Annotated in this window: 20 protein-coding genes and 1 pseudogene; 8 read left to right on the forward strand and 13 right to left on the reverse strand. The window is 64.9% G+C overall.

Going from position 1 to position 24,339, the window contains the following annotated elements:
* Positions 1-150 precede the first annotated feature (150 nt).
* From QFZ36_RS15085 to QFZ36_RS15100, 4 genes are all read left to right on the forward strand, one after another.
* The gene (locus QFZ36_RS15085; protein ID WP_306637718.1) at positions 151-885 is read left to right on the forward strand and encodes a GAF and ANTAR domain-containing protein; all 735 of its coding nucleotides are present in this window, start codon (positions 151-153) and stop codon (positions 883-885) included.
* A gap of 144 nt (positions 886-1,029) precedes the next feature.
* Positions 1,030-3,285 carry a 4-alpha-glucanotransferase gene (malQ, locus tag QFZ36_RS15090; RefSeq protein WP_306637719.1) on the forward strand — a complete coding sequence of 752 codons (2,256 nt, stop codon included), beginning with the start codon at positions 1,030-1,032 and terminating at the stop codon, positions 3,283-3,285.
* 48 nt (positions 3,286-3,333) lie between these two features.
* Positions 3,334-3,816: an NmrA family NAD(P)-binding protein gene (locus tag QFZ36_RS15095; protein WP_306637720.1), complete on the forward strand. Its 483-nt coding sequence runs from the start codon at positions 3,334-3,336 to the stop codon at positions 3,814-3,816.
* Positions 3,797-4,243 carry a hypothetical protein gene (locus QFZ36_RS15100; protein WP_306637721.1) on the forward strand — a complete coding sequence of 149 codons (447 nt, stop codon included), beginning with the start codon at positions 3,797-3,799 and terminating at the stop codon, positions 4,241-4,243. The genes QFZ36_RS15095 and QFZ36_RS15100 overlap by 20 nt, the downstream gene beginning before the upstream one ends.
* Before the next feature lie 49 nt (positions 4,244-4,292).
* Here the strand turns inward: QFZ36_RS15100 and QFZ36_RS15105 are convergent, their stop codons facing one another.
* The gene (locus QFZ36_RS15105; protein WP_306637722.1) at positions 4,293-7,316 is read right to left on the reverse strand and encodes an alpha-amylase family glycosyl hydrolase; all 3,024 of its coding nucleotides are present in this window, start codon (positions 7,314-7,316) and stop codon (positions 4,293-4,295) included.
* 533 nt (positions 7,317-7,849) lie between these two features.
* A complete protein-coding gene (locus QFZ36_RS15110) occupies positions 7,850-8,896 on the reverse strand; it encodes a lactonase family protein (protein WP_306637723.1) in 1,047 nt (348 codons plus the stop codon).
* Between the two features lie 205 nt (positions 8,897-9,101).
* Here QFZ36_RS15110 and QFZ36_RS15115 point away from each other — a divergent pair, with 205 nt between their 5' ends.
* Together QFZ36_RS15115 and QFZ36_RS15120 are read left to right on the forward strand one after the other, a co-directional pair.
* On the forward strand, positions 9,102-9,923 hold the full coding sequence (locus tag QFZ36_RS15115; RefSeq protein ID WP_306637724.1) for a putative protein N(5)-glutamine methyltransferase: 822 nt from the start codon (positions 9,102-9,104) through the stop codon (positions 9,921-9,923).
* A 276-nt stretch (positions 9,924-10,199) separates the two neighbouring features.
* Positions 10,200-11,395 (forward strand): IS3 family transposase gene (locus QFZ36_RS15120; RefSeq protein WP_306635277.1). Its coding sequence is split into 2 segments (ribosomal slippage): positions 10,200-10,467 and positions 10,467-11,395, totalling 1,197 coding nucleotides; the frame shifts between segments, so codons are not numbered across the junction.
* Between the two features lie 106 nt (positions 11,396-11,501).
* On the opposite strand, the gene QFZ36_RS15125 is transcribed toward QFZ36_RS15120, so the two are convergent.
* The 9 genes and pseudogenes from QFZ36_RS15125 to QFZ36_RS15165 all read right to left on the reverse strand — a co-directional run bounded on the left by QFZ36_RS15125 (position 11,502) and on the right by QFZ36_RS15165 (position 21,650).
* Positions 11,502-13,502: an HNH endonuclease signature motif containing protein gene (locus QFZ36_RS15125; protein WP_306637725.1), complete on the reverse strand. Its 2,001-nt coding sequence runs from the start codon at positions 13,500-13,502 to the stop codon at positions 11,502-11,504.
* A 963-nt stretch (positions 13,503-14,465) separates the two neighbouring features.
* On the reverse strand, positions 14,466-14,951 hold the full coding sequence (locus QFZ36_RS15130) for a hypothetical protein (RefSeq protein ID WP_306637726.1): 486 nt from the start codon (positions 14,949-14,951) through the stop codon (positions 14,466-14,468).
* Positions 14,952-15,072: 121 nt separating this feature from the next.
* Positions 15,073-15,339, reverse strand: coding sequence for a GlsB/YeaQ/YmgE family stress response membrane protein (locus QFZ36_RS15135; RefSeq protein ID WP_091423653.1), 267 nt, complete (start codon positions 15,337-15,339; stop codon positions 15,073-15,075).
* Between the two features lie 133 nt (positions 15,340-15,472).
* On the reverse strand, positions 15,473-16,306 hold the full coding sequence (locus tag QFZ36_RS15140; RefSeq protein ID WP_306637727.1) for an aldo/keto reductase: 834 nt from the start codon (positions 16,304-16,306) through the stop codon (positions 15,473-15,475).
* Positions 16,307-16,335: 29 nt separating this feature from the next.
* Positions 16,336-18,294: pseudogene (locus QFZ36_RS15145) on the reverse strand (rhamnogalacturonan lyase family protein); the annotation flags it as partial.
* A 71-nt stretch (positions 18,295-18,365) separates the two neighbouring features.
* Positions 18,366-18,578, reverse strand: coding sequence for a hypothetical protein (locus QFZ36_RS15150; protein ID WP_306637729.1), 213 nt, complete (start codon positions 18,576-18,578; stop codon positions 18,366-18,368).
* 136 nt (positions 18,579-18,714) lie between these two features.
* Complete coding sequence (locus QFZ36_RS15155) at positions 18,715-19,743, reverse strand: NAD-dependent epimerase/dehydratase family protein (RefSeq protein WP_306637730.1); 1,029 nt, start codon at positions 19,741-19,743, stop codon at positions 18,715-18,717.
* The gene (locus QFZ36_RS15160; protein ID WP_306637731.1) at positions 19,737-20,708 is read right to left on the reverse strand and encodes an aldo/keto reductase; all 972 of its coding nucleotides are present in this window, start codon (positions 20,706-20,708) and stop codon (positions 19,737-19,739) included. The genes QFZ36_RS15155 and QFZ36_RS15160 overlap by 7 nt, the downstream gene beginning before the upstream one ends.
* A gap of 120 nt (positions 20,709-20,828) precedes the next feature.
* A complete protein-coding gene (locus QFZ36_RS15165) occupies positions 20,829-21,650 on the reverse strand; it encodes an aldo/keto reductase (protein ID WP_306637732.1) in 822 nt (273 codons plus the stop codon).
* Positions 21,651-21,881: 231 nt separating this feature from the next.
* On the opposite strand from QFZ36_RS15165, the gene QFZ36_RS15170 reads away from it, so the two are divergent.
* Entirely contained in the window at positions 21,882-22,787 is a 906-nt protein-coding gene (locus QFZ36_RS15170) for a helix-turn-helix domain-containing protein (protein WP_306637733.1), read from the forward strand.
* Between the two features lie 129 nt (positions 22,788-22,916).
* Positions 22,917-23,132, forward strand: a complete 216-nt coding sequence (locus QFZ36_RS15175) for a hypothetical protein (RefSeq protein WP_306637734.1) — start codon at positions 22,917-22,919, stop codon at positions 23,130-23,132.
* Positions 23,133-23,218: 86 nt separating this feature from the next.
* Here the strand turns inward: QFZ36_RS15175 and QFZ36_RS15180 are convergent, their stop codons facing one another.
* Complete coding sequence (locus QFZ36_RS15180; protein ID WP_306637735.1) at positions 23,219-23,431, reverse strand: dodecin; 213 nt, start codon at positions 23,429-23,431, stop codon at positions 23,219-23,221.
* Between the two features lie 125 nt (positions 23,432-23,556).
* Positions 23,557-24,273: a FadR/GntR family transcriptional regulator gene (locus tag QFZ36_RS15185; RefSeq protein ID WP_306637737.1), complete on the reverse strand. Its 717-nt coding sequence runs from the start codon at positions 24,271-24,273 to the stop codon at positions 23,557-23,559.
* Between the last annotated feature and the right edge of the window lie 66 nt (positions 24,274-24,339).

Genomic DNA, 24,339 nt, shown 5'->3' on the forward strand with positions numbered 1-24,339 from the left:
GCCCTTGATCGTCACGAGGCTACACAGATCGGCGGTGCACCGGCAGAATTGCGCCTTAGTGCTTCTCTTTTCGACTTTTGGAGTAATGCGCAGGGCTGGTGTGACGTTTTATGGAGCGCCGGAGGGGTGCCATGTCGCATATATTGAGGCATGGACACTCCCAGCAGCGACGAACAGTTCGTCAAGCTGCACGACATGATTATCGGCAGCGCCAACGTGAGCGGATTCCTTGGCGAACTCTCCATCCTCGCTGCCTCCACGCTGGGGGAGACAGCCCTTTCCCACGTCGAGTGCGGCGTTACCCTGCGGCAGCGCAAGCGCAATGCCACCGTGGCCGGAAGCAGCCCGCGCGCAACCCGGCTGGACAGGCTCGAGCAGGATCTGGGGCAGGGACCCTGCCTCACAGCCCTGGAGATAATGAAGCCCGTGCTCCTCGCTGACGTGGCAAGAGACTCCCGCTGGCCGGAATACCAGAAGCTTCTGAAGGAAAACGGCTGCGGCAGCGTGCTGGGCGTTCCTCTCGCCCTCGACAATAACCACGCAGCCGCACTCAACTTCTTCGCTTCCGAACCGGGGGTCTTCACCGACGCCGTGGTCCAGCGGGCCGAGAGTTTTGCCGAGCTGGCGGGACGGGCAGTGCGGCTCGCGCTGAGGATCGCTGATGCCCAGAACCTGGCGGAGGACCTCAGCGCCGCCCTGGAACACCGGACTGTCATCAATTTGGCGTGCGGTGTGGTGATGGCCCAAAACAGGTGTACACAGGATGAAGCGATGGCTGTCCTGACCAGGGCTTCCAGCCACCGGAACCGGAAACTGCGCGATCTGGCCGGGGACATCCTGAGCCAGGTCAGCTCGGGCGCTGTCACCACCCATTTCGAGCCCTGAATTGCGACTCAAACCGGCCTGGGTTTCACCTGTGCGCCGGCCTGCAATAATCTGAACCAACGGTTGTGCGCGGGGTGCAAACGCCCGGCGCAACAGGCAGCACAGTAAGTTCGGGCCACATCACACCAGACGAGGCGGACACGAATGACGGCTTCAGACCAGCAGCACTTCCCACCACCGGCGGCGCCCACGGATCCGCCGGCCTTTCCACCCGCTGCCCGTGAACCCGCTACCCGTGAACCCGCTCCTGCCGGGGAGCCCGTGGATCCGCACCTCCTCCAGCAGTTGGCGGATGCGCATGGGGTGGGAACCTCCTTCCAGGGCTGGGATGGGCTGCCGCACGCTGTTGCCGAGGACACCTTGATCAAGGTCCTCGCCTCCCTCGGGGTGCAGGCGAACACCAACCAGCTCATCGAAGAGGCCCTGGCGGAAGCGGAACTGGCGCCCTGGCGGCGCATGCTGCCACCCGCCGTCGTGATCCAGCAGGGTGAACCGGCGCAGGTTCCGGTGCACGTGCGTGATGGCGCCACAGCCCGATTAAGCATCACGCTTGAAGGCGGTGCCGGGTCCAGGGACGCGGCCCAGCAGGACTTTTGGATGCAGCCACGTGATGTCGACGGCGTTGCGACCGGACGTGCCACCTTCGCCCTCCCGCAGGACTTGCCGCTGGGATGGCACACCCTGCACGCCGAATCCGAAGGTGCCACCGCGTCCGCCACCCTGGTGGTGGTGCCCGCCCGGCTGTCCACCGCAGCGCCACTGGAGGAGCGCCGGGGCTGGGGACTGGCCACCCAGCTCTATTCCGTACGCTCCAAGCGGTCCTGGGGCATCGGCGACTTCTCTGATTTGGCTGACCTGGCGGCCCTCAGCGGCACCCGCGGGGCGGACTACGTCCTGGTTAACCCGCTGCATGCTGCGGAGCCGGTTCCGCCCGTGCAGCCGTCACCGTATTCGCCGTCCACCCGGCGGTTCTTCAACCCGCTGTACATCCGCATCGAGGCGATCCCTGAAGTGGCGTACCTCAAGCCGCGCAAACGAGCCGTCGTGGAGAAGCTCCACGACGAGGTGGCAGGGCTGAACAGGGAGGCCAACCGGCTGGACCGCGACGCCGTCTACGCGGCCAAGCTGCAGGCACTTGAGCTGCTCTACCATGCCCGCCGCCCGCCGGCCCGGCAGGCTGCCTTCGACGAGTTCTGCCGCATCTCCGGCCAGGGACTTGACGACTTTGCCCTGTGGTCCGCCATCCGGGAGGACCTGCCGGCCGGGGACCCGTTCTGGTCCGATCCCGACTGCGCACTCGGCAGTCCCCAGACTGAGGCGCTCCGGGAAAGGCTCGCGGACCGGATCGGGTTCCACCGCTGGCTGCAGTGGATCTGTGACGAACAGCTCGAAAGCGCCCAGCAGGCCGCGCTCCGGTCCGGCATGCGGCTTGGCGTGGTGCACGACCTCGCCGTGGGCGTGGACCACAGCAGCGCCGACGCCTGGACACTTCACAACGTGTTGGCATCGGGCACCAGCGTGGGTGCCCCGCCGGACATGTACAACCAGCAGGGCCAGGACTGGGGCCAACCCCCTTGGCATCCCGCCCGGCTGGCGGAGGCGGGCTACATCCCGTTCCGGAACATGCTGGCCACCGTGCTGCGCCATGCCGGCGGCGTCCGGGTGGACCACATCCTGGGTCTCTTCCGGCTGTGGTGGATTCCGGCGGGCAATGCTCCGGGCGATGGTGCGTACGTGAAATACGACCACGAGGCACTGATTGGCATCCTCGCCCTCGAAGCGCAGCGTGCCGGAGCCGTGGTGATCGGGGAGGACCTGGGCACCTTCGAGCCGTGGGTCCGGGACTACCTTGCCGCCCGCGGCATCCTGGGCACCTCCATCCTCTGGTTTGAGTACGACGGCGATTCGCCCCTCGCGCCGGAACGCTACCGCACGCAGGCACTCGCCAGCGTCAACACCCACGACCTTCCGCCCACCGCCGGCTACCTCGCCGGGGACCACGTGGCCCTGCGCAGCGGGCTGGGCCTGCTGGAGCGCTCGGAAGCGGAGGAGCGGGCCGAGCACAACGCCTCGCTGGAGAAGATGTTTGCCCTCCTGCGGGAACGCGGGTACCTGCCCGAAGACGCGTCCGGCGGAGCGGCCGGCAAAGAAGAAAGGACCATCGAGGCGCTGCACCTGCTGTTGGCCCAGGCGCCGTCGGTGCTCCTTGGTGTTGCCCTGGTGGACGCTGTGGGCGAGCGGCGGGTCCAGAACCAGCCCGGAACCACCGAGGCCCTCTACCCGAACTGGCAGGTTCCGCTGGCCGGTCCGGACGGCCGGTCCGTCCTCCTGGATGATCTTTCCGCAAACCCGCGGTTCAACTCGCTGCTGGCTGCGGTGGAGGGAGCCCTGCACGGCTAAGGCAGGCGGGCCGGGCCAGGCGGCCAGGTTAACAGTCAGGAGAGGGCGATGGGCGAGGGACCGGTACTGGTAGTAGGCGGCACTGGCATGCTCGGCGGCCAGGTAGTCACCGAGTTGTTGAACCGGGGGAAGCAGGTGCGTGCCCTGGTGCGCGAGGGCTCGGATGCGTCGACGTTGGAGGCTGCGGGCGTGGAGATCGCCCGCGGGGACATGATGGATCCGGACTCGCTGCTTCGGGCCATGGCTGACGCGGATGCCGTGGTTACCACCGCCGCCGGCTACACCAGGCACCGGAAAGGCGACAGCGCCGTGATCGACACCGTGGGCAACTCGAACCTCGCCGATGCTGCGAAACGTGCCGGCGTCCGCAGATTTGTCTTCACCAGCATCCTGACCTGCGACCAGACGCCCAACGTCCCGCACTTCTGGCACAAACGGCTGATGGAGGACCGGCTGCAGGCCCTCGGGGGTCCCGTTTGTGGCGTTACGTCCCGGCGCTTTCCTGGACCAGGTGACCCGGTTTGGCGGTGACCCCATCACCAAGCACAGGGTCAGATGGTTTGGTTCGGCAGGAATCCCGCTGACGTTTGTCCTCACGCCGGATCTGGCTGAATACCTGGCGGCCGCCGTGGATGTACCGGGCGTGGAGGGCCAGCGGATCGATATCGGCTGGGGCCGGCCCATCTCCATGCAGGAGTTTGCCGACATTGCGGAGCGGCTGACCGGTGAGGAGATCCGGGTGCAGTCCGTTCCCGTGAAAGGTGTGCAGGCGGCGGGTGCGCTGCTCGGGCCGTTCAATTCGATGGTACAAAGTACGGCCGCCATGATGGGCTGGTTCCAAACCGGCAAGTACGTTGCCGACACAACGCGACAGGCCGAGGTTTTTGGCGCACCCCCCACCGCAGAGGATGCCGTGCGCCGGCTCATCGTCAGCCTGGGGCACGCCTTAAGAAGTTAGGCGGCCCTCCAACGCCCGCAGGGAACCCTGCGGGCGTAGGAGTGTGCTGCTAGCCCGCCGTCAGCAGGTGCGTGAAGTGGTCGTACCGGAAGGTGACTGCGCCGCCGTCGTGCTCAAACGGAATATTGCCGCCGTTCGGCATGCCGTTGGCGCCGTAGTTCACGTTCCAGGACCGGTCCAGCGCCGCCTTGAACTCGTACATGCCTGCCGGCAGGTCCGGAACGGTCAGCTTCCACACCAGGTCGGCAGGATCCAGTGCGAGCTGGGCCTGGTTGCACTCGGGCAGCCAATCGCCGGTGCAGCCCAGCTCAGACCCCAGGCTGCCGGCGACCGAAACGGCCTGCGGCTGCTGCGACGTGTAGACGGTGCTCAGCAGGTGGGTGCTGTTGTCGTAGCGGAACGTGACGGGCCCGCCCGGGTGGTCCAGCACGATATTTGATCCGTTCAAGGCACCGTCGGCTCCGTAGTTCACATCCCAATTGCCGTTAAGGGCGGCCTTGTACTCGTACTTGCCGGCGGGAAGATCAACGGTCAGGCGCCAGATCTTGTCCGCGGGATCCAGGACCATCTTGGCCCGGGTGCACGCGGGGTCCCACTGCGCAGGGCAGCCCATGACCTGGTTCAGGGAACCGGCTATCGTGACCGAATCCGGCTGCGGCGCTTCGCCTATGGTGACGGTCCGGACGCCGCTGACGACGTTGAAACCGATGCCAGCCATGCTGGCGCGGTACCGCAGCTGGGTTCCGTCCGCGAGGCCCGACACGTCGTCCTTCACCGAGTACACCGGTGAGGAGTCGTCCGAGCCAACTGCGGTCCAGTCCCCGCCGGCGACGCTGCGTTCGAAGGCCACCACGTGGCTGGCCTTTTCCGGGTCTGCCGTGGCACTGAGCTCCACCGAGCCCTTGACGCTGCTGCCCTCAACCGGCTTCTGGAGCGTGAGGACTGGTGCAGGAACTGCGGCGCTGCGGGACTCGGAAGCGGCGGTGTGGCCGCCGTTGTCCAGGACAGTGGCGCGGTACTCCACGGGAGTGCCGGCATCCAAGGCCGCCACGTCATGGAACACCTGGTAGGGCGCCGTGTCGTCCGTGCCGATGGGCTCCCACCCGCCGTCTGCCGTCCTGGCCTCGAAGGTGACCTCGTAGAACGAAGAACCGTCGACGTCGGCCGCCACCTTAAGCCGCCCGTTGTCACCTTGTGCCGGGGCCGGCTCCTGGAGGACGACGGCGGGCGCCGCTTTGGATTGCGGAATCCGGCCGGAGGACTGGTAAACCACGGCGGAAAGCGGGGGAACCGTGACCGTCAGCTTGCCCTCTGCGGTCGTTTTGACCTCGTCCGCGCCTTCGCCGTAGATCCTGGTGTAGGTGCGCTTGTCGATGTAGGTGGGCACTTCCGCGGTCTGCGGCTGCTCACTGTTGTTCAGCGCCACCACGTACTCGCGCTGGTCCCCGGCGTTCGTTCGGGAGAAAGCATAGATGCCGGGACCGATCGAGGCGTAGCGGTGCTGGTGGGCGCCGTCGCGCAATGCCGGGTGTTCCTTCGCCAGTCCTGCGAGCTGGCTGATCTTGCCGTAAAGCGGGTGCCCGGTGTTGAAGTTGTCCGTGGCATGGGTTGCATCGGTGCCCAGCAGGTCGTCGTCGAGGTACTCCGGAACCTGGCTGGCAAAGAGCGTCTGCCGGGCATCCTGGTCCCCGCCGGGGCCGGTGAAGCCCTGCTCGTCGCCGTAGTAGACCACTGGGTTGCCGCGGGAGAAGTACATCAGCTCGTGGGCCAGCTGGTCCCGGGCCACCTGCTCCGCATCAGTTGATCCGGGATTGTCCGCCGCGATGAAGCTGCCAATGCGGCCCATGTCGTGGTTGCCCAGGAAGGTGGGAAGCTCGTAGACGTTTGAATCCGCGTCCGTATACCAGTCGTCGCCTGCGAAGAACGTTTCCAGCGCGGTTGCGTCCTGGCCCTTGGAGGCGAAGTTGCGGGCTGCGTCCTGGAAGGGGAAGTCCAGCACTGCCTGCATGTTGTTCCGGGTGGTGAACTGCGAGGTGAAGCTCTTGGTGGTGTCGAAGACCTCGCCGAACATAAAGAACTCGTCCTTGCCGTGCTCCTTGGCGTAGCTGAGGACGTCGGGGCCGAATTCCTGCCAGAACTCGTTGTTGACGTGCTTCATGGTGTCGATCCGGAAGCCGTCCACGCCGAATTCGCGGATCCAGGTCTGGTAGATGTCCTTCATCCCGTCCACCACTTTGTGGTGCTCGGTGAAGAGGTCATCCAGGCCGAAGAAGTCACCGTAGAACGAGTCCTCGCCCACAAAAGTGGTGTCGCCGCGGTTGTGGTAGAGCGTGGGATCGTTCAACCAGGCGGGAACCTTCAGGTTTTCTTCGCCCGGATCCAGCACGGGTTCGTAGGGGAACGATGTGGCCGGGTCGAGTTTGGGGAAGCTCCCCGTGCCCGCGTAGTTCCGGTCATCGAATGCGGTGCCTTCCGCCGTGTTGTAGGGCATTGCGTCCTTGGAGACATAGCCCTCCCGGGGGTGGTCGCCGTAGCCGATGACGTCAGCGGTGTGGTTGGTGATGATGTCGAAGTACACCTTCATGCCGCGGCTGTGGGCTACGTCGATGAGTGCCTTGAGTTCGTCATTGGTGCCAAGGTGGGGATCGATCTGGGTGAAATCCGTGACCCAGTAGCCGTGGTAGCCAGCGGACTTGTCCTCGGGCTGCACCGCCTTGTTCTTGAAGCTGGGGGTCAGCCAGATCGAGGTGGTGCCCAGGCCCTGGATGTAGTCGATCTTCTCCAGCAGGCCGGCCAGGTCGCCGCCGTTGTAGAACCCCTTTTTGGTGGGATCAAAGCCGGACACCATAGGGTCGGTGCCCAGGCCGCCATCGTCGTTTGCGGTGCTGCCATTGCTGAAGCGGTCAGCCATGACGAAGTAGAAGTTCTCGTCCGTGACGGGCCCTCGAAGGCTGTGCAGGGCCGACGTCGAGCCCGGGTTTTTGTTGTTTTGTCCATTAGCGTCTGGGTCTTTGGTGCCGGGGGCGGCCTGAGCGGGAAGAACGGAGGCGGACAGGGCAACTGTCGCGGCCACGAGCGCAGCTGCCGCGCGCGTTGTGGTCCTGGCGGCGGTTCGAGCCCCGGAGGCGAGTTCACTTCGGCTGAGCTTTGGATGAGGTGTGATGGCTGATCTTGTGTTTGTTCTGGTGCTCGTTTTAGCGCGTGGGAATGCGCTGGGGAGGGTGCGGAATTTCAAGGAAGAGACCTTTCCTGGGAGCTGCGCTGCTATACAGGCTTGCCGGGGCAAGGGGTGTGGCAAGAGGTGCTTTGGCCGATAAGGGCCTGGCTCCTGTGAACCACGTCACAACTGTAAGCGCTTGCACTGAATAACTCCAGCGTTTAGGGAAAGCCTCTACGCCGCAGTGTTGGTGCAGCATGACTGCGTGGAGGGAGCCGTACGCGTTGCGGGACTTACCGTCACGGAGCCTGCACCAGGGCCGTCGGCGACGGCGTTTCTGGACTTGCCGTCACGGGGCCGGCACCAGGGCCGTCGGCGACGGCGTTTCTGGACTTGCCGTCACGGGGCCGGCACCCGGGCCGTTGGCGACGGCGTTTCTGGACTTGCCGTCACGGGGCCGGCACCAGGGCCGTTGGCGACGGCGTTTGCAGGTCGTGGACCAGGGGGCCCGGTAGCCCGCTGGCAGGGTCCAACTCGAAAGTGGCGATGTTGTCCGAGCGTTCGTGGGCGACGTGAAGCCAGTTTCCCCTGACGATGTGGTGGCGCGGCCAGTTTCCTCCGCTGGGAAAGTCCTGGACGGGCAGCAGTTCCGTCCCTTCGGCAGCGACGTCCAGCACGCTCAGAAGGTTCGAACCGCGCACACCCACGTACGCGTGCCTGCCCTCCTGGTCCAGGCAGATTTCGGCTGCGGAGTCATCCGGCATGCTGCCGCCGGAGGTTGCCGGACCCCGGAAAACGAGCTCAAAGGTCCCGGCCTCGGGCCGGACTACGAAGACCTCGATGGAGTATTCCGAAACCACAAAGACGTTGCCGCTGGGATGCTGCACCAGATGGCGGGGCCCGCAGCCGAAGGGGAGTGCCACCTCGTGGTCCGCTACCAGTCCTGATCCCGGCACATAGTTCCAGATGCGCAGGGTGTCATGCCCCAGGTCTGTTGTCATGATACGGCCGTCCTGCAGCATGAGGCTGGCATGGGCGCGGCTCCGCCGGGGCTCACCCGGGGTCCGGACGGAGTGCGGATCCGCTGAAGCGGGCGCGGGGAAGCGTGCCGTGATGCCGCCGTCGGAATCCAGTTCGTAGAGCAGCACTTGGCCATCCCCCCAGCAGGCGGCGGTGAGGAAGCGCCCCTGGGGGTCTACCGCCACATGGCAGGTTGCTTCCCCGGCTGGCTGGGGCTCGCCAAGCGGCTCAAGCCCGAAATCGCCCGTGCGCCGGAAGGCCCGCACCATCTTGCGCTGCTCGGCCACTGCGTACACCACGGGCAGGGTGGGATGGACGGCAACGAACGACGGCGAATCGGCCTTGGCTGCCGTACCCAGCCATTCCAACCTCCCGTCGGGGTGGGCGGACAAGGCTCCGATCCCTTCTGCCCGGCCGCCGCCGTCGGAGGTGTAGGTGCCGGTCCAGATAATGGGGTGCTGGGCAGGGGAAGTCATAGGTCAATCCTGCCAACAAAGTGCCCCCATTCGGTGCAACGACGGATTAGCATTGGATTCCAGCCATGGCAAAGGGAGGTGAGTCCTATTCCTGCTTCATCAGTTTTGGGTACTCCTTTCCAGTGCCGCCCGGGCCGCCAGGGCTAGTTCGGACAAGCTGCTGGAAGAAGTGCGAGTGCCCGCCGGCCCACCGAAAGGCGCTCCCATGCCGCGTCCCGAATCACTTGCCCGTCCCGTTTTTGGCGAAATTGTCACCCTCCTAAGGGCCGCCGGCTGCGTTTTCGCCGAAGATGAAGCGCAGTTGCTGTTGTCCGAAGCGTCCGGCCCTGCGAAGCTCACCGAATGGATCAGGCGCCGTGTTTCCGGTGAGCCACTTGAATACATTGTTGGCTGGGCCGGGTTTTGTGGTCTTCGCATTGCCGTTGATCCCGGTGTCTTTGTGCCGCGCCTGCGCACGGAACTCGTTGTTTCTGAGGCCGTTACGCTGCTGCGGAAAAACCGCATGGCAGGCGCTGAGCCGGGGGCCGTTGTTGATCTTTGCTGCGGATCCGGGGCAGTGGGTGTGGGGGTTGCTTCCCAAATGCCGGTGAAGGAGCTTCACGCCGAGGACATTGACTCCGCGGCCGTGGAGTGCGCCCGCCGGAACCTCGCGACCGTAGGCGGGCAGGTTCATCAAGGTGATCTCTATGCCGGGCTTCCCTTCCGGCTCCGCGCGCAGGTGAAGCTCATTGTGGTGAATGCTCCGTACGTACCCACGGACGTGCTGCCCACCATGCCGCCCGAAGCCAGGATCTATGAGCCGCGGATCTCGCTCGACGGCGGCCCGGACGGCTTGAGCCTCCACCGCCGAATCATCGGCGAAGCCCCGGAGTGGTTGGATCCGGATGGTCATCTTGTCATCGAAACCAGTGAGCGCCAGGCAGCTGGAACGGCCGGCATCATGGCTGCAGCCGGACTGGCCGCACGAACTGTTCACTCGGAAGAGCTCGACGGAACGGTCGTGGTTGGCACCCTGCGCTCCCAGTAGTGACAGCAGCCCAAAGCTTTTCGGCGTCCCTTTTGCTGCCGCTTCGAGGAACTAGGCTTCCCGCGGCGGCGTCGGAACCGTGATGCCTTCAGCCAGCGGCTGAACCTGCTTTTCTCACCAGCGGCATCGATGCATGAGGTCCTCGCTCCAGCCCTACGGTCAATGTGCTCTTCGTCCAATCCCAGACACTCTCCCCGTCGGCAGAGATTGGGGTTAACCTCTGTTGGTGGACACCTGAAGTAGCGGGATCCTGGGATTCTGCGGGAAGGTGTTCTTGTGAGCACGACACGACGTAAATTCACTCCCGAGTATCGGCGGGAGGCTGCGCGCCTTGTCATCGATACGGGCCGGCCGGTCGCGCCGGTGGCCCGGGAGCTGGGTCTGGGTGAGCAGTTGCTGGGCCGGTGGGTGGCTCAGGAACGGGCCCGCCTGGAGGCTCCCGAGGAGTTCGCTGCGGCTGAGACGGAGAAGTCTGAGCTGGAGCGTTTGCGCAGGGAGAACGCGCAGCTGCGGATGGATAACGAGTTCCTGGGAAAAGCCGCAGCCTTCTTCGCTTCCAAGCAGCAGAATCGGAATGCTTCGAGCTGATGGAGGCCGAGAAGGCTAACTACCCGGTCCAGCGGATGGCCCGGCTTTTGCGTGTGTCCCGGTCCGGGTTCTACGCCTGGCGCCGACGAAGCTCCGAGGAGTCGGAGCGGACCGTGCTGCGGGCGCAACTGGATGCGAAGGTCCGGCGGGTGCACCGGGATTCGACCGGGATCTACGGGGCGCCCAGGGTGCAGGCCGCGTTGGCCAGGAACGGGACCGGCGTTGACCGGAAGACCGTGGCCGCCTCGATGCGCCGGCAAGGCCTGGAAGGGATCTCGCCGCGGCGGTTCCGGCCGGTAGCCCCGATCGGTGAGGCGCGGGTGCATTCGATCCCTGATCTGGTGGCCAGAAAGTGGGACACCGGGGCTTTGGATGCTGTCTGGATCTCGGACATTACGTACCTGCGCACCGGTGAAGGGTGGGTGTATTTGTGTGCTGTCAGGGATGCCTGCTCCCGGCGTGTGATTGGGTGGGCGATGGACTCCACCCAAACCACCAGCCTGGTGGAGCGGGCGCTGCGCATGGCCTACGTCCTGCGCGGCGGCGGCCCGGCCGGGGTCGTGTTCCATGCAGACCGCGGCACCCAGTACACCTCCGCCCAGCTCAACGACGTCTGCTCTGGACTGGGCATCAGGCAGTCCGTCGGGCGGACCGGCGTGTGCTGGGACAACGCGATGCAGGAGTCCTTCTGGTCGACCCTGAAAACCGAGTTTTACGACCGGCGCCGGTGGGCAAACAGGCAGGACGCGATCCGGGAAACAGGACGCTGGATCGAGGAGTTCTACAACCGCTCCCGGCTTCACTCAGCCCTGGGTTACATCACGCCGGTGGAACACGAACAATTCCTCACCAGCAATAAACTTCAGCCGGCACAAGCCGCCTGATCAACTGTCCACGATTTGCGGGTAACCCCAAGATCAGTTTCCATGATTTGCGCCTGTCAGCCTGGTGCTGAGAGCAGCCTGAGGTTCTGTGTTTTCGTTCGCGCGCTTATTCGCGGGGTGTTGGTGGTGGGGGTGGTTTGAAGTAGGTGTTTTGTTGGGGGTTTTGGTGGGGGTCGAGGTGTTTTGGGGGTGTGAACGAGGGGGTGTTGTTGGTGGTGGTGATGGTCCATTGTTCTTTGTGGATGAGGTGGTGGTGGCCGCTGCAGAGGAGGACGCCGTTGTTGGTGTTGGTTTGTCCGCCGTGTGACCAGTAGGTGATGTGGTGTGCTTCGCACCAGGGTGCGGGGATGGTGCAGTTGGGGAAGGCGCAGCCTTGGTCGCGGGCGGTGAGGGCGGTGCGTTGGGCTGGGGTGAAGAGCCTGGTTTTGCGGCCGAGGTCGAGGATTTCGCCGTGGGTGCCGAGGAGTGCGGGGATGATGCCGGCGTCGCAGGCGATTTTGCGCAGGGTGGCGGCGGCTACGGGCCCGGTGAAGACGAAGTTCCCCGTGCCCGTGCTTGCGCCCATGCCCGTGCCCACGCCTGTGCCCGTGCCGGATTCGGTTGCAGTCGTGGCGGGGTCATGGCTCGCGACCGGACCTGGCGGCGTGGGGGTGCTGCCGGTGCCGCTGCGGCTGCGGCCGGGGTCTGGGTCGTTCCAGGCTCCTGTGTCTGCCCCGGTGGTGGCGCTGTGGTGGTGGGGGAGGAGGTCTTGGTAGTTGATGGTGGCGATGATTTGGGGGCGGTTGCCGCCGGTCGTGGGCAGGGCGTTGGTGGCCAGGGCTACTTTGGCGGCGCCGACGAGGCCGTCGAGTTGTTTTTGTGGCCGGGTGCGCCGGTCCAGGTCCGGGCCGGTGTTGTTCTCGTTCCAGAGCCCGTCCTGGGTGGTGCGGTCCTCTTCTCCGGTGCCGCCTTCGTTTTCTCCTGTGCCGCCTTCGTTGGTGCTGCCGTTAGTACTCGTGGCTCCTGCGGTAGTGCCTGCAGGGGTGGTGCCGGTGGCGGTCTGGTCTGCGGTGCCGGTGGTGCGGGGGTTGGTGGCGGTGTTCATGACGGTCAGGAGGTGTTCGTATTGGTCGGTGGTGGCGAAGATTTCGAGGTGGTGCAGGCCGTGGCGGGGTTTGCGGATGAACGCGCCTTGGGTGTGGCGGAGGGCTTCTTCGCTGGGTTCGGTGCCGTCGGCGTCGATGGTGTCGGCCCAGCGGCGGGCGACGCGGGCGAGGAAGTCGGGATCAGCGGTTGCTGCGGTGGTGGTGAGGTTTTCCTCGATGAGGGCGAGCTTCCCGGGGGTGGTGAGGTGCTGGAGCCGGTTCAGGGTCAGGCTGATGATGGTCCCGGCCCGGGACGAAACCGCGGGGATGCTGGCGGGCGGGTTCTCCGCACGGTCCTTGGAGCCGGGGCTGGCTTCGGTGCCCGTGGTGTCTTCTGTGTCGGTGCCGGTGGTGTCTTCGGGGTTTGTAGCGTCTGTGCCTGTGCTGGCGGGTGTGGGGGTGAGGGCGGCGGCGAGGTGTTCGCGGGGCGCGGGGATGATGTCGCCGGTGAGTGTGATGGTGGGCAGGATGTCTGCTGCGAGGGCCAGACGGCGGTTGGCTTCGCTTTTGCCGATCCGGAGCCGGAGCCGGAGGAACTCGGCGGTGTTGGCGCAGCCGTCATCGGCCGGTGAGGTGATGGCCCGGCCATGGCCGCCCGTCCCGGTGCCGGTCTCGTTCCCGGTGCCGGGCCCCGTCCCGGTGTCACAGGCTGTCGGTTCGCCGGGCCAGTTGGTGTCGGTTTCGTTCAGGGTTTCGACCCCGTTGTCCCAGCCCGTGACCCAGGTCTTGCCGGTGCGGGAGCGGCTGGCCCGGGCGGCGTCCGCAGCGGCAACGGCTTGGGTGCGGGTGCGGTCCACGGTCCCGGCAGAGAGGACCTGCAGGTACTCCACGCCGCGGGAGAGATTCTCCACCTGGCCGGCATAGTTGGCGGCTTCAACATAATCGGCTCCCGCAAGGATCCCGGGTGCGGCGGCAGCGGCCTCGGCCAGGAGCCTGCCGATCTCCGCCAGGCTCAACGGCTCCCGGCGCGTGTGCGCGACCATACCCGGGAGTGATACAGAATCAAAGGGCCCAGCAACTGCCGTCGGAGCTTCATCGGGCGCCGATGCTTGGACCGGCGCGGACCCTTCCGGCACGGAATCTTCTAGTCCGGATTCTGTTGGTGCAGCGTCTGCTGGCCCGGATTCTGTTTGTGCGGAATCTACTAGTCCGGATTCTGCTGGCCCTAACGCTGCTGGCCCCAACACTGCTGGCCTCAACACTGCTGGTTCGAACGCTGCTGGTGCCGACTCAGCCGGCACCGCCCCGGCTGGTACGGCGCGAAGGGGCCATCCGGGACTAAGCCGGGTGCCGTCGCCGGCCTCGGAGGCGGCAGGCGAGCCCGGGATGCCGGATCCCGAATCAGTGAAGCCCGAATCAGTGAAGCCCTCCGCCGGCGGCCGGGCTGCAACACCAGCCCGCCCAAGCACCACGACGTTACCGCCGAACTGCCCAGGCCGTTCCCCAATGGCTTTCATGGACCCATTCTTGTATGGGGGTCTGACAATTCTGCCGCCACCCGTCCCACCCATGGAAGAACCACAAGAAGAACCACCCGAAGATGCCCCTGGCTCAGCTCCAGAATCCGCACTCACTTCAGGATCAGCCCCAGCGTTAGAACCAGCACCCGAGGAGTCCTCAAGAACAAGCCTGGGCGCGGCGACGCTACCGCCGTACTCCGCAGGCCGTTCCCCAATGGCTTCCATAGGTCAACTTTGCCAAAGGGCACCGACAAAAGTGGCTGCTGCAGTAGCTATGTGGAAAACTCCCGGGCGCCTGGCACCTGCAGGACGTATCAGTGCACCTTGCCGGCCAGTGAAGGGCTGGCCAAGCGGGTTGGTTTAAACGCCGCCGGCCGCCGCGTCCCCCAAGGATCGCGACGGCCAGCAAAACCATCTAGTTGTAGCACATCAGCACTGCCGCTCCTTGTCACACGGGGAACGGCGCGTAATGAGCCAACGAGTTAGCTACGCCTTGGACTCCGTTTCGCCGCTGGAGGTATCCAGGTTGAGCGTCTCGGGATGCGTGCTGTGCGCCGGGATGTGGCTGTCGTCAAGGCCCGCGGCCGAGGAAGGAGTGCCTGCCGCAGAAGCCGTGCCAGTGGTGCCGGCGCTGCCCGAAGTGCCAGGCCCGCCTGAAGTGCCAGCGGAGGCACCTGCTGTAGTTCCGCCGTCGGAAGTTGAGGACTTGCCCTCACCGGACGAGCCTTCCCGGTGCATTGCCGAGCCGATCACGGTGCCTGCACGGCGGGCCGCCTCAGTCAGCTGATCCGCAACTTCGGGGGCTTTTTCCTTGATGGCCTCGGTGGCTACGGTCACTTTGTCCTGGACAGGCTTGCTGTCCCAGATTCCAGCGGCCCGCGCCTTGAGCTTGTCGTAGGCTGCCCGGCCTGACCGCGACCCGAGAACGTACCCCGCGGCGATTCCGACACCCAAAAGAACTTTGTTTTTCATGGTGAACTCCTGCTCCGTGAGAAGGTTTTCAATTCCGGACCGGGACAAAGCCAGAGGCCGGGAAAGGGAAAACCGGCCCGGGGATGATGTCCCCAGGCCGGTTTCCTGGCTGGTGTGCCAGTTAGCGGCGCGCGCCGCGGTTGGTGACCAGGCCGTACACCAGCAGCACGATAAGCGCGCCACCGATGGCCAGCAGCCACGTCTGCAGGGAGAAGAACTCCTGCAGTCCGCTGCCGAAGATCATTCCGCCGATCCAGCCGCCGAGGAGTGCCCCGACGACGCCCAGCACGAGGGTGACGAGCCAGCCGCCGCCCTGCCTGCCGGGAAGGATCGCCTTAGCGATCGCACCAGCAATAAGTCCGAGAATCAAGAATGCAATAAATCCCATTTTTCGTTCCTCTTCCTAAGTAAAGGAGGCCCCCGGATCCCGGAAGCACTTCATCCTTCTGCCCCAATAGTAATCATGCTTACTATCTATTTGCCAACCCGGTGTTAAGAAAAAGTCCATTTCAGGACGTTTGTCAGTGCCCTGCGACGTCCGAATCGTTGCCTGCCTTGGGGCCCTCGTCGAGGATGGATAATTCCGCGAGATCCTGCGGATCCAGGGCGAAATCGAAGATGTCCAGGTTCTCCCGCATACGCTCCGGATTTGCCGTTTTGGGAACCGCAACAATTCCATTCTGGATATGCCACCGCAGGACCAGTTGGCCGGGGGTTTTCCCATGCTTTTCCGCCAGTTGGGCCAGGACGGGAGCGCTCAGCAGGGGAGCGCCATTCCCGCCCAAGGGGCTGTAGGACTGTGTGACGATGCCGTGCCGGTCATGGAATTCCCGTTCCGCCGTCCGGGTAATGGCCGGACTAAGCTGGATCTGGTTCACCGCCGGCACCACCCCGGTGTCGGCCATCAGCCGCTCGAGGTGGGCCGGCTTGAAGTTGGAAACGCCGATGGAACGGACCTTGCCCTCCGCCTGCAACCGCTCAAAGGTCTTCCAGGTGGACACGTATTCATCGCGCTGGGGAAGCGGCCAGTGGATCAGGAGCAGGTCCACGTAATCGAGCCCCAGCCGTTCCAGCGCCCCGTACAGCCCCTCAACGGCGCGATCGTTGCCCTGGTACTGCCCGTCCAGCTTGGTGGTGATAAACAGCTCCCCACGGTCCACTCCGCTGGCCCGGACGCCGTTCCCCACGCCACGCTCGTTTCCGTATTTCACGGCAGTATCGATATGCCTGTACCCGGCTTCCAGTGCCTGTACGACGGCGGTGGCCGCCTGATCGTCGTCCAGCGGCCAAGTGCCGAGGCCCAGTTGGGGGATGGAGTGACCGTCATTGAGTTTGGTCAGCGGTGCAAGTGTCATTCCAACAGTCTCTCCCTTATCAAGTGATCCTAGCCCTCGAATGCCCGCAGAATATTTTCCGCGTTGTACGTCAGGGACACGCGGGCGGTGTCGGACACCTTGTCCGGGCCCTTCTGCTGGCCGAGGAGGTCCACGAAGCGCTGCAGGGCCTGTGCTGCCTTGCCGGCGTCGCCGTCTTCCACGGCTTTCGCCGCCTGCTGTACGTTCGCCGTCAACTGGCTGCCTAGCGGCCCGGCCACGTCTCCGGACTCCACCAGGTCTTCCACCACGTGCTGCAGCGCTTTCACGCTGCCGGGCAGCCACGCCGCCCGCAGGGGGACGTCCGCGAAGTCCATATCGGAGGCGAAGTAGAAGTCCGTGTAGGCAGGCTGGTTGTAGGCAGTGTTCTGCCGGGCAACCTCTGCACGGTACTGCGGATCGTGCATCAGAGTGTAGAGCTTGTGGCTGGTCACTTCGGTGCTGAGGTACATCCGCAGCGCGGAGCTGTCCGCGGTCCTGACCAGCAATTCCTCGCGCCAGTCACCTACGACGTCCGCCACCAGGCTGGGGTTGCCCTTGGTGCCGTTATTGGTACGCGTGCCCGTGGCGGTGAGGAGCCGGCCGCGCTTCCAGTCGTCGATGGTGGGCGTCTGGTCCCCTGAGCCGTTAACGATCTGCGTGGTCATGTCTGCGGACCACTTGATGCTCATGTTGGTGCCGGGAGCAGACGAGGAGAGCTTGCGGCCATCAGCGGACTGCATGCCGATGGCCCAGTTTTCGATGCCGGGAACCGTGGGATCAACGTCACCGATCATGCCGCGGCCGGTGTCCTTGCCCGAGTAGGCGCCGAAGAGGACCTCACCGGTGGCCGCGTCCCGCATGGCGTAGCCGTAGGGCGCGTAGGTGGCTCCTTCATGGACTGTGAAGATTTCCTTGCCCGGACGGGCCGGATCAATGTCCGTGACGTGCATGGCGTCGCCGTGGCCAAGCCGTGCCTCTTCGCCGGGGACGGCGCTGCCGGGTGGCAGGGTGTCGAATGAGGTGTACAGCAGCGACCCGTCGTCGTCGAGCGTGGCAGAGCCGTAGACGATCTCCTGCTTGCCGTCGCCGTCCACATCCGAAGCGCTGAGCGAGTGGACGCCCTGCGTGGTGAGCTTGCCGAACTCCGGATCCGTGCCGTCCCGGCCGTGCGGGCTGTCGTTGAAGGGGTTGGTCATGGGCGTCCAGCCGGAGTCCACGTTCCACACGGGGGAGAGGCTGGACCCGTCCCAGGTGTAGGCCGCGAGGGTGCTGCGGGTGTAATAGCCGCGCGCGAAGACTGCTGCGGGCTTCTTGCCATCCAGGTAGGCAACCCCGGCAAGGAACCGGTCCACCCGGTTGCCCGGCTCGATGCGGGCCATGGCGTAATCGCCCCACATCAAGCCGTCGTCGGTCCTGCCAGGCTCATAGGCGACCGTCTTCAGCTCCTTGCCGGTGGCGCCTTCGAACACGGTGAGGTACTCGGGGCCGGCGACGATGAACCCCTCAAAGGCGCGCAGGTTGTTCCGGGCGCTGCGGGACGGGGCGTAGACGTCCACGAAGTAGTCGGTCAGGGCCTCGGCATCGGCCTGGGACAGCGGATACTTGTACTTCGGCGCGATGCCGAACGCTTCCTCCAGGGTGGCTGGCCAGTGGCCGGCCTTCACCTCCGGGTGCTCAGTCCAGCCCTGGAAGGTCTTCACCATGTGCTGGTAGTAGTCGGCAGCGCTCATGCGGTAGTCGTCGGAGTTGGAGTAGCCGGCGTTGACGTCCGACTGCAGGAGGGAAATGAAGTTCTCGGAGGCGGCGCTTCCGTCGGCGTTGAAGCTGGTGCTCTTGGTCCCCGGGGCGGTCTTCATCATCATTTCGGCGCGCCCGTCGCCGTCGAAATCATTGACCAGGAGCTGGGTGTAGTGGGCGCCGGAGCGGATGTTCACGCCCAGGTCGATCCGGTGGAGCAGTGTGCCATCCGCCTTGTAGGTGTCCACGTAGGTCCTCAGCTGGCGCCTGCTCGGCCACGAAGCCACCGGGTCCTCTGCCACCGGCCTCACCGGCACCGACTTCAACGTCTACCGGGACGGCCAGAAGCTAACACTCCTTCCGACGTCTTGGCAGCCACCAGGCCGCGGTCCAGATGGTCCAGCTGGACGTCGGGCGTACCTGGCTTGGAAGAGGAGTCGACGGCGGAGGCTGGGGCTGCGAGGCAGCCGAAAGTGAGTGCGGCGCCAACGGCGGCGACGGACAGGAGGCGCGCGGGGATACGGCTCGGATTCATCAGTGAATCCTTTCAATTCTCGAACGGGAAAACGCTTCCCCAGTAACCTAGTGGCGACGGGCGGACAACACAAGCCCTTGTGGCATGCGTGGAAAGCGGGTATTTAGAACGTTGTAGATTATGCGGTCGGAGCGGCTCAGGCCCCGCGCCGGGCCCAGCCGGTCAACCTGTCACTCAGGTCCATGAACCCCTGGTCCACTACCTGAAGATCGGGGTTGGCGTCGTACCAGTCGACAATTTCGCGGGCGCCATCAGCAAAGGGGATGGTGGCGACGTAGTCGGGCACCAAGGACTTAATTTTGGTGTTGTCGAAGACCACCGAATGGGAGCGGTCACCCAACAGGTTCGCGCCGAGCTCGTCGCTGTGCGCGGCGATGGTTTCTGATGCAACGTGGACCAACTCCGGCTCACGGACCCCGGCCGCCCGGGCGAACAACTGGTAAATCTGGTTCCACGGCAGGTACTCATCGGAGGTGATGGTGTAGCTCTCACCCACCGCTTGAGGCCGGCCCAGGAGCCCGACGAAGGCCTTGGCGAAGTCCTGGCTGTGGGTCAAGGTCCAGAGCGATGTTCCGTCGCCGTGCACCATGACCGGGAGCCCGGCGCGCATCCGGTGGATATCGGTCCAGCCGCCCACCATGGCGATCTTGGTCCGGTCATAGGTGTGCGACGGGCGCACCACAGTTACCGGGAAATCCTGCTCGCGGTAGGCCTCGTAGAACAGTTCCTCGCAGGCAATCTTGTCCCGGGAATACTGCCAGAACGGATTTTTCAGCGGTGTGGATTCCCGGATCGGCAGCCGGGTTGGCGGCTTCTGGTAGGCGGACGCGGAACTGATGAAGACGTACTGACCGCTCCGGCCGGCAAATAGGTCCAGGCTGGCCTTGGCCTGGTCCGGTGTGTAGGTGATGAAGTCCGCAACGGCGTCGAACTCCCTTCCGCCCAGCGCTTCCCGGACCGCCGAGATGTCCCGGACGTCCGCGGACAGGGTTTCCACCCCTTCCGGGACCGGCCTGGTGGACCGGCCCCGGTTGAGGATTGTCAGCCGGTGGCCCAGCGCGACGGCGCGCTGTGCCGCCGCCGCGCTGATGACCCCTGTGCCGCCGACGAAAAGGATGCTTTTCGGCGCCACCGTATCGGCCCCGCGAACGAGTGGGTTCACCACGCGTAGTCTTCCGGAGCAGTCTTGTGCCCCGGGAAAATGTCATCGAGCCGCTTGAGGGCATCGGCGTCGAGCGTGACGTCCAGGGCCCGTACTGCGGCGTCGAGCTGTTCCTGGGTCCGCGGCCCCACGATAGGCGCCGTGACGGCGGGCTGGTGCAGCAGCCAGGCGAGGGCCACATCGCCCGGTTCCTGTCCCAGCTCATCGGCAAAGTCCTCATACTGCTGGATCTGGTCCTGGTGCTTCTTAAGCGTTTCCGCGGCGCGTCCCTCGGTCCGCCGGACGCCCTGCTGCTCCTTTTTCAGCACGCCGCCCAGGAGGCCGCCCTGGAGCGGCGACCAGGGGATGAGCCCCAGCCCGTACTGCTGGGCCGCCGGGATGACCTCCAGTTCCACCTGGCGCATGAACAGGTTATAGATGGATTGTTCGCTGACCAGACCGGTGTAGTTCCGCCGCCGCGCCGCTTCCTGCGCCTGGGCAATGTGCCACCCGGCGAAGTTGCTGCTGCCCGAGTACAGGATTTTGCCCTGCTGGACGGCGACTTCGATGGCCTGCCAGATCTCGTCCCAGGGCGTGTCCCGGTCGATGTGGTGGAACTGGTAGACGTCGATATAGTCCGTTTGCAGGCGCTTCAGGCTCGCATCCAGGGCACGCCGAATGTTCAGCGCGGACAGCTTCGATTCGTTGGGCCGGTCCGTCATGGTGCCGTACAACTTGGTAGCCAGCACCGTGTGCTCGCGGCGCTCGCCGCCCTTGGCGAACCAGCGGCCGATGATTTCTTCGGTCCAGCCTCGGTGCCCGGCGCCGCCGTACACGTTGGCGGTATCAAAGAAGTTGATGCCGTTTTCATGCGCGGAGTCCATGATGCTGTGGGCATCGGCCTCCTCGGTCTGCGGGCCGAAGTTCATGGTCCCCAGGCAGAGCCGGGAGACTTTCAGGCCTGAGCGGCCAAGATGTGTGTACTGCATTGTTCAAATCCTCTCGGTGGTACAGCTTGCCGGGCCGGTGGTTGAGCCTGTCGGAACCGGTGGTTGAGCCTGTCGGAACCAATGCCTTGCCGGACCGGTGGTTGAGCCTGTCAGAACCGGCTACAGCTGGGTGAAAGCGGCGACGGCGGGATCGGAGCCAAGCCGCGCTCCCGCCTCCAAAGCTGTAATGGCGGCGAACTCCTCGCTGGAAAGCGTGAGGGTGGAGGCGGCGAAGTTTTCCCGGATTCGTGAAGCCTGGCTGGACTTGGGGATGACGATGTTCCCGGCGGCCAGGTGCCAGGCGAGGACCACCTGGGCGGTGGTGGCATTGTGAGCATTGGCGATGGTGGTCACTGCATTGCCGTTCAGGTCCGCGCCGCGGCCCAGCGGGCTGTAGGCTTCCACGGCGATGCCAAGGCTTCGGCACTTGTCTGCCAGCTCCGCCTGCTGGTAGCTGGGGTGCAGTTCGATCTGGTTAACGGCAGGAACAATTTCCGAGGATTCCAGCAGGTTGTCCAGATGATCGGCGAGGAAGTTGGAGACGCCGATGGCGCGGATCTCGTTGTTCTCGTAGAGCCGCTCCAGCTCCTTCCAGGCCTGCACGTACAAGCCCTGGGACGGGACCGGCCAGTGGATGAGGTACAGGTCCACGTAGTCCAGTCCGAGCGCCTTACGGCTGTCCTGGAATGCGGCCTGGGCTCGGTCCTGATCGCCGTTCCGGAGCTTGGTGGTCACAAAGATGTCTTCGCGCGGAATGCCGGCAGCCGCGATCGCTGCGCCCACGCCCTCCTCGTTGCGGTAGGCTGCAGCCGTGTCGATGTGGCGGTATCCCGCTTCGAAGGCGTCCTCGACGGCCCGCTGGGTGTCCTCCGGCGGCACCTGGAAAACACCAAAACCAAGCTGGGGGATGGTAACGCCGTTGTTCAGTGTCAGCTCTGACATGGGGGCTCCTTTGGAAAGTACTGGGGGTGGATGCCGTTAAGTGGATGCCGTTAACTCGACCGCGAGAAAGCGGTTTCCGCTTTGGCTCGCTACTGAGCCTATGCAGTTTTGCCGGCGATGTCAGTAAGTATGGCTGATCTTGTTTTTCCTAGGACTGCCAGTCCTACCTTCGTTGTAGAAATCAGGTGCCGTTGTAGAACCCGGTAGGCAGCGCGGGTCACAATAGTTTGCATGGGTCAAAGCGCGGAGTTCGGAAAATTCCTCAAAGCCATGCGGTCCCGGCTGAGCCCGGAGGACGTCGGCGCCGGGCCAACACCCGGTGCACGCAGGGTGCCCGGACTTCGGCGCGAGGAGGTGGCCCGGCTGGCCGGAGTCAGCACGGACTACTACGTCCGGCTGGAACAGGGCCGGAACATCCACCCTTCCCGCACAGTCCTGGATGCTGTGTCCCGGGCGCTCCGGCTCAGCGCCAGCGAGCATGCACACATGATGGACCTGCTGGAGAACTGCGCCGGGACGCCCCGCTCCACTGGGCAACCGGCGCAGGGCGTCCGCCCCGCACTGCGCCATCTGCTGGAAGCCGTGGGCGAGGTTCCGGCCTTGGTCCTGGGCCGCCGCAGTGATGTTCTGGCCGGCAACGGGCTGGCCTTCCTGCTCTTCGCCGACTTCCCTGCGCTGCCGCCGGCGGAAAGGAACCTGACCCGTTGGCTCATTCTCGACCCGGCCGCCCGCGAGCTGTTCCGCGACTGGAAGACGGTGGCCGCGGAAGCAGCAGGAGCTCTCCGCCTCGACGTCGGCCGGCACCCCAACGATGCACTGGCGAACCAACTGGTGGGGGAACTGGCAGTCAACAGCGAACACTTCCGGCAATGGTGGGCGGGCCACCGGGTGGCCAGCCGGTCGGCAGGCACAGTCCGCCTGCACCACCCCGCCGTCGGGGACCTTGAACTGAACTTTGAAAACCTTGTCCTCCCGGACGATCCCGACCAGACGCTTAGGGTTTATTCCGCCCGGCCTGGCTCGCCGTCGTCGGACGCCCTTTCCTTGCTGGGCAGCCTCGGCGCCGCGGCCGGGAAACAGCCGCCGCACCATCCGAGCACGGACGCCCCGGCCGCCACTGTGGACAGCCGGGAGTAGCTGCGCCCGCGCCACGGCTGTACATTTGGCCAGCCCGGCGCGCTGATTCTGGCCACGAGCCCATTGGGAAGCTGCCGCGGCCTTCCTAGGCTGGAAGCACGAACTGCTTACCCAAGGATGGTCTCAACGATGAAACGCATCGCACTGCTCAAGGAACGCCAGGCTTCGCCCGCCGGCACTCCCTCCACCGCCACCGGCTCGCACTGCCCGGTGTCCGGCCTCTGGAGTCCTGACCACGACCCGCACACAGTGCTGTCCTTCTTCGAAGGCCACGTGTTCCCAGCGTTCGACGGCGTCCCTACCGTGTGGCGGCGACGCTCGGCGGGTACCGTCTCGGCTAACTAGCCTGCGGTTAAACCCAAAACTGGCCCGCAGATAACGTCCCCTGAACGGGTTTCCACGACGTTACCTGCGGGCCGGTTGGACTTGGTCTAGGACTCTTCCAGCCGGAAACCGAGCTTGATGGTCACCTGCCAGTCGGCGATCTTTCCCTCTTCCAGGTGCCCCCGGATTTCCTTGACTTCGAACCAGTCAAGGTTGCGCAGTGTCTGGGAGGCCTTGGCGATACCGTTGCGGACGGCGTCGTCCACTCCTTGATCCGACGTGCCGACAATTTCAGAAATGCTGTACGTGTGGTTGGACAACTTCGCTCCTCGTGATTGCCTTGGGGCTCCCGGTGCGGGCCGTTCTTGAAGACTAGTGGCACTTCAAGATCGTTGGCCAGCCCTTATCCCGATGTTCCGTTGGTAGCCACGGCCCCGCCTGCGGGCTAAGCCGGCTGCGGCTTCTCCTCGAGAACCAGGTTCTTGAGGTCGTCCAGGGTCTGCTGCATGTGCGCGTCCATAGCTTCGCGGGACCGTGCAGCGTCCCGGGATTCCAGCGCTTCGGCAATGTTCTGGTGATGCCCGATGGCGTGTTCCTGAATTTGGGGCACCGCCGAGGTCTCCGTGCGCCTCTTTTCCAGCACGCGGTGGAGCGGCTCGAAGAGCACGGCCACAAAAACATTTTCCGAGGCATGCAGGATCAGGTCATGGAAAGCCAGATCCGCTTCCACGAAGGCGGCAACGTTATTCACCTCGTGCGCGGCACGCATGGCGGCCACGTGCCCGAAGAGTGTTTGGACGCCGGCGTCGGTGATCCGTCCCGCAGCCAGTTCGCACGCGCCGGTTTCCAGCATGCGCCGGAGTTCGATGAGCTGGACAGAGGCTTCAGCTTCATTCTTGCCCTCGGAAGCTGCGCGCAGCACGGCTTCCAATGATGCCCACCGGTTGAGCGGGTTGACGAACGTGCCCCGGCCACGTTCCACGCTGAGGATCTGCTGCGCCTGCAGGGTTTTCATGGCTTCACGGACGGTCATCCGGCTTACTTCGTGCCGGGCGCTGAGCTCGTGCTCACCGGGAACGATGGCGCCAGGCAGAAATTCTCCGGCAATGATGCGGTCCAGGAGCTCATCGGCCACCTGGCCTACCAGCGACTTCCTTGCCATGCTGCTGCCCCCATCACTGCTTTGTGGATATGTCAGACAAGTCTACTTGCGCGTCTTTATGTCCTG

The organism is Pseudarthrobacter siccitolerans (assembly GCF_030823375.1).
Taxonomy (GTDB): domain Bacteria; phylum Actinomycetota; class Actinomycetes; order Actinomycetales; family Micrococcaceae; genus Arthrobacter; species Arthrobacter siccitolerans_A.

Coding starts and splice junctions, on each gene's coding strand:
- QFZ36_RS15085 (WP_306637718.1), top strand. CDS start 151: ATGGACACTCCCAGCAGCGACGAACAGTTCGTCAAGCTGCACGACATG.
- malQ (WP_306637719.1), top strand. CDS start 1,030: ATGACGGCTTCAGACCAGCAGCACTTCCCACCACCGGCGGCGCCCACG.
- QFZ36_RS15095 (WP_306637720.1), top strand. CDS start 3,334: ATGGGCGAGGGACCGGTACTGGTAGTAGGCGGCACTGGCATGCTCGGC.
- QFZ36_RS15110 (WP_306637723.1), bottom strand. CDS start 8,896: ATGACTTCCCCTGCCCAGCACCCCATTATCTGGACCGGCACCTACACC.
- QFZ36_RS15115 (WP_306637724.1), top strand. CDS start 9,102: ATGCCGCGTCCCGAATCACTTGCCCGTCCCGTTTTTGGCGAAATTGTC.
- QFZ36_RS15125 (WP_306637725.1), bottom strand. CDS start 13,502: ATGGTCGCGCACACGCGCCGGGAGCCGTTGAGCCTGGCGGAGATCGGC.
- QFZ36_RS15130 (WP_306637726.1), bottom strand. CDS start 14,951: ATGAAAAACAAAGTTCTTTTGGGTGTCGGAATCGCCGCGGGGTACGTT.
- QFZ36_RS15135 (WP_091423653.1), bottom strand. CDS start 15,339: ATGGGATTTATTGCATTCTTGATTCTCGGACTTATTGCTGGTGCGATC.
- QFZ36_RS15140 (WP_306637727.1), bottom strand. CDS start 16,306: ATGACACTTGCACCGCTGACCAAACTCAATGACGGTCACTCCATCCCC.
- QFZ36_RS15150 (WP_306637729.1), bottom strand. CDS start 18,578: ATGAATCCGAGCCGTATCCCCGCGCGCCTCCTGTCCGTCGCCGCCGTT.
- QFZ36_RS15160 (WP_306637731.1), bottom strand. CDS start 20,708: ATGCAGTACACACATCTTGGCCGCTCAGGCCTGAAAGTCTCCCGGCTC.
- QFZ36_RS15165 (WP_306637732.1), bottom strand. CDS start 21,650: ATGTCAGAGCTGACACTGAACAACGGCGTTACCATCCCCCAGCTTGGT.
- QFZ36_RS15170 (WP_306637733.1), top strand. CDS start 21,882: ATGGGTCAAAGCGCGGAGTTCGGAAAATTCCTCAAAGCCATGCGGTCC.
- QFZ36_RS15175 (WP_306637734.1), top strand. CDS start 22,917: ATGAAACGCATCGCACTGCTCAAGGAACGCCAGGCTTCGCCCGCCGGC.
- QFZ36_RS15185 (WP_306637737.1), bottom strand. CDS start 24,273: ATGGCAAGGAAGTCGCTGGTAGGCCAGGTGGCCGATGAGCTCCTGGAC.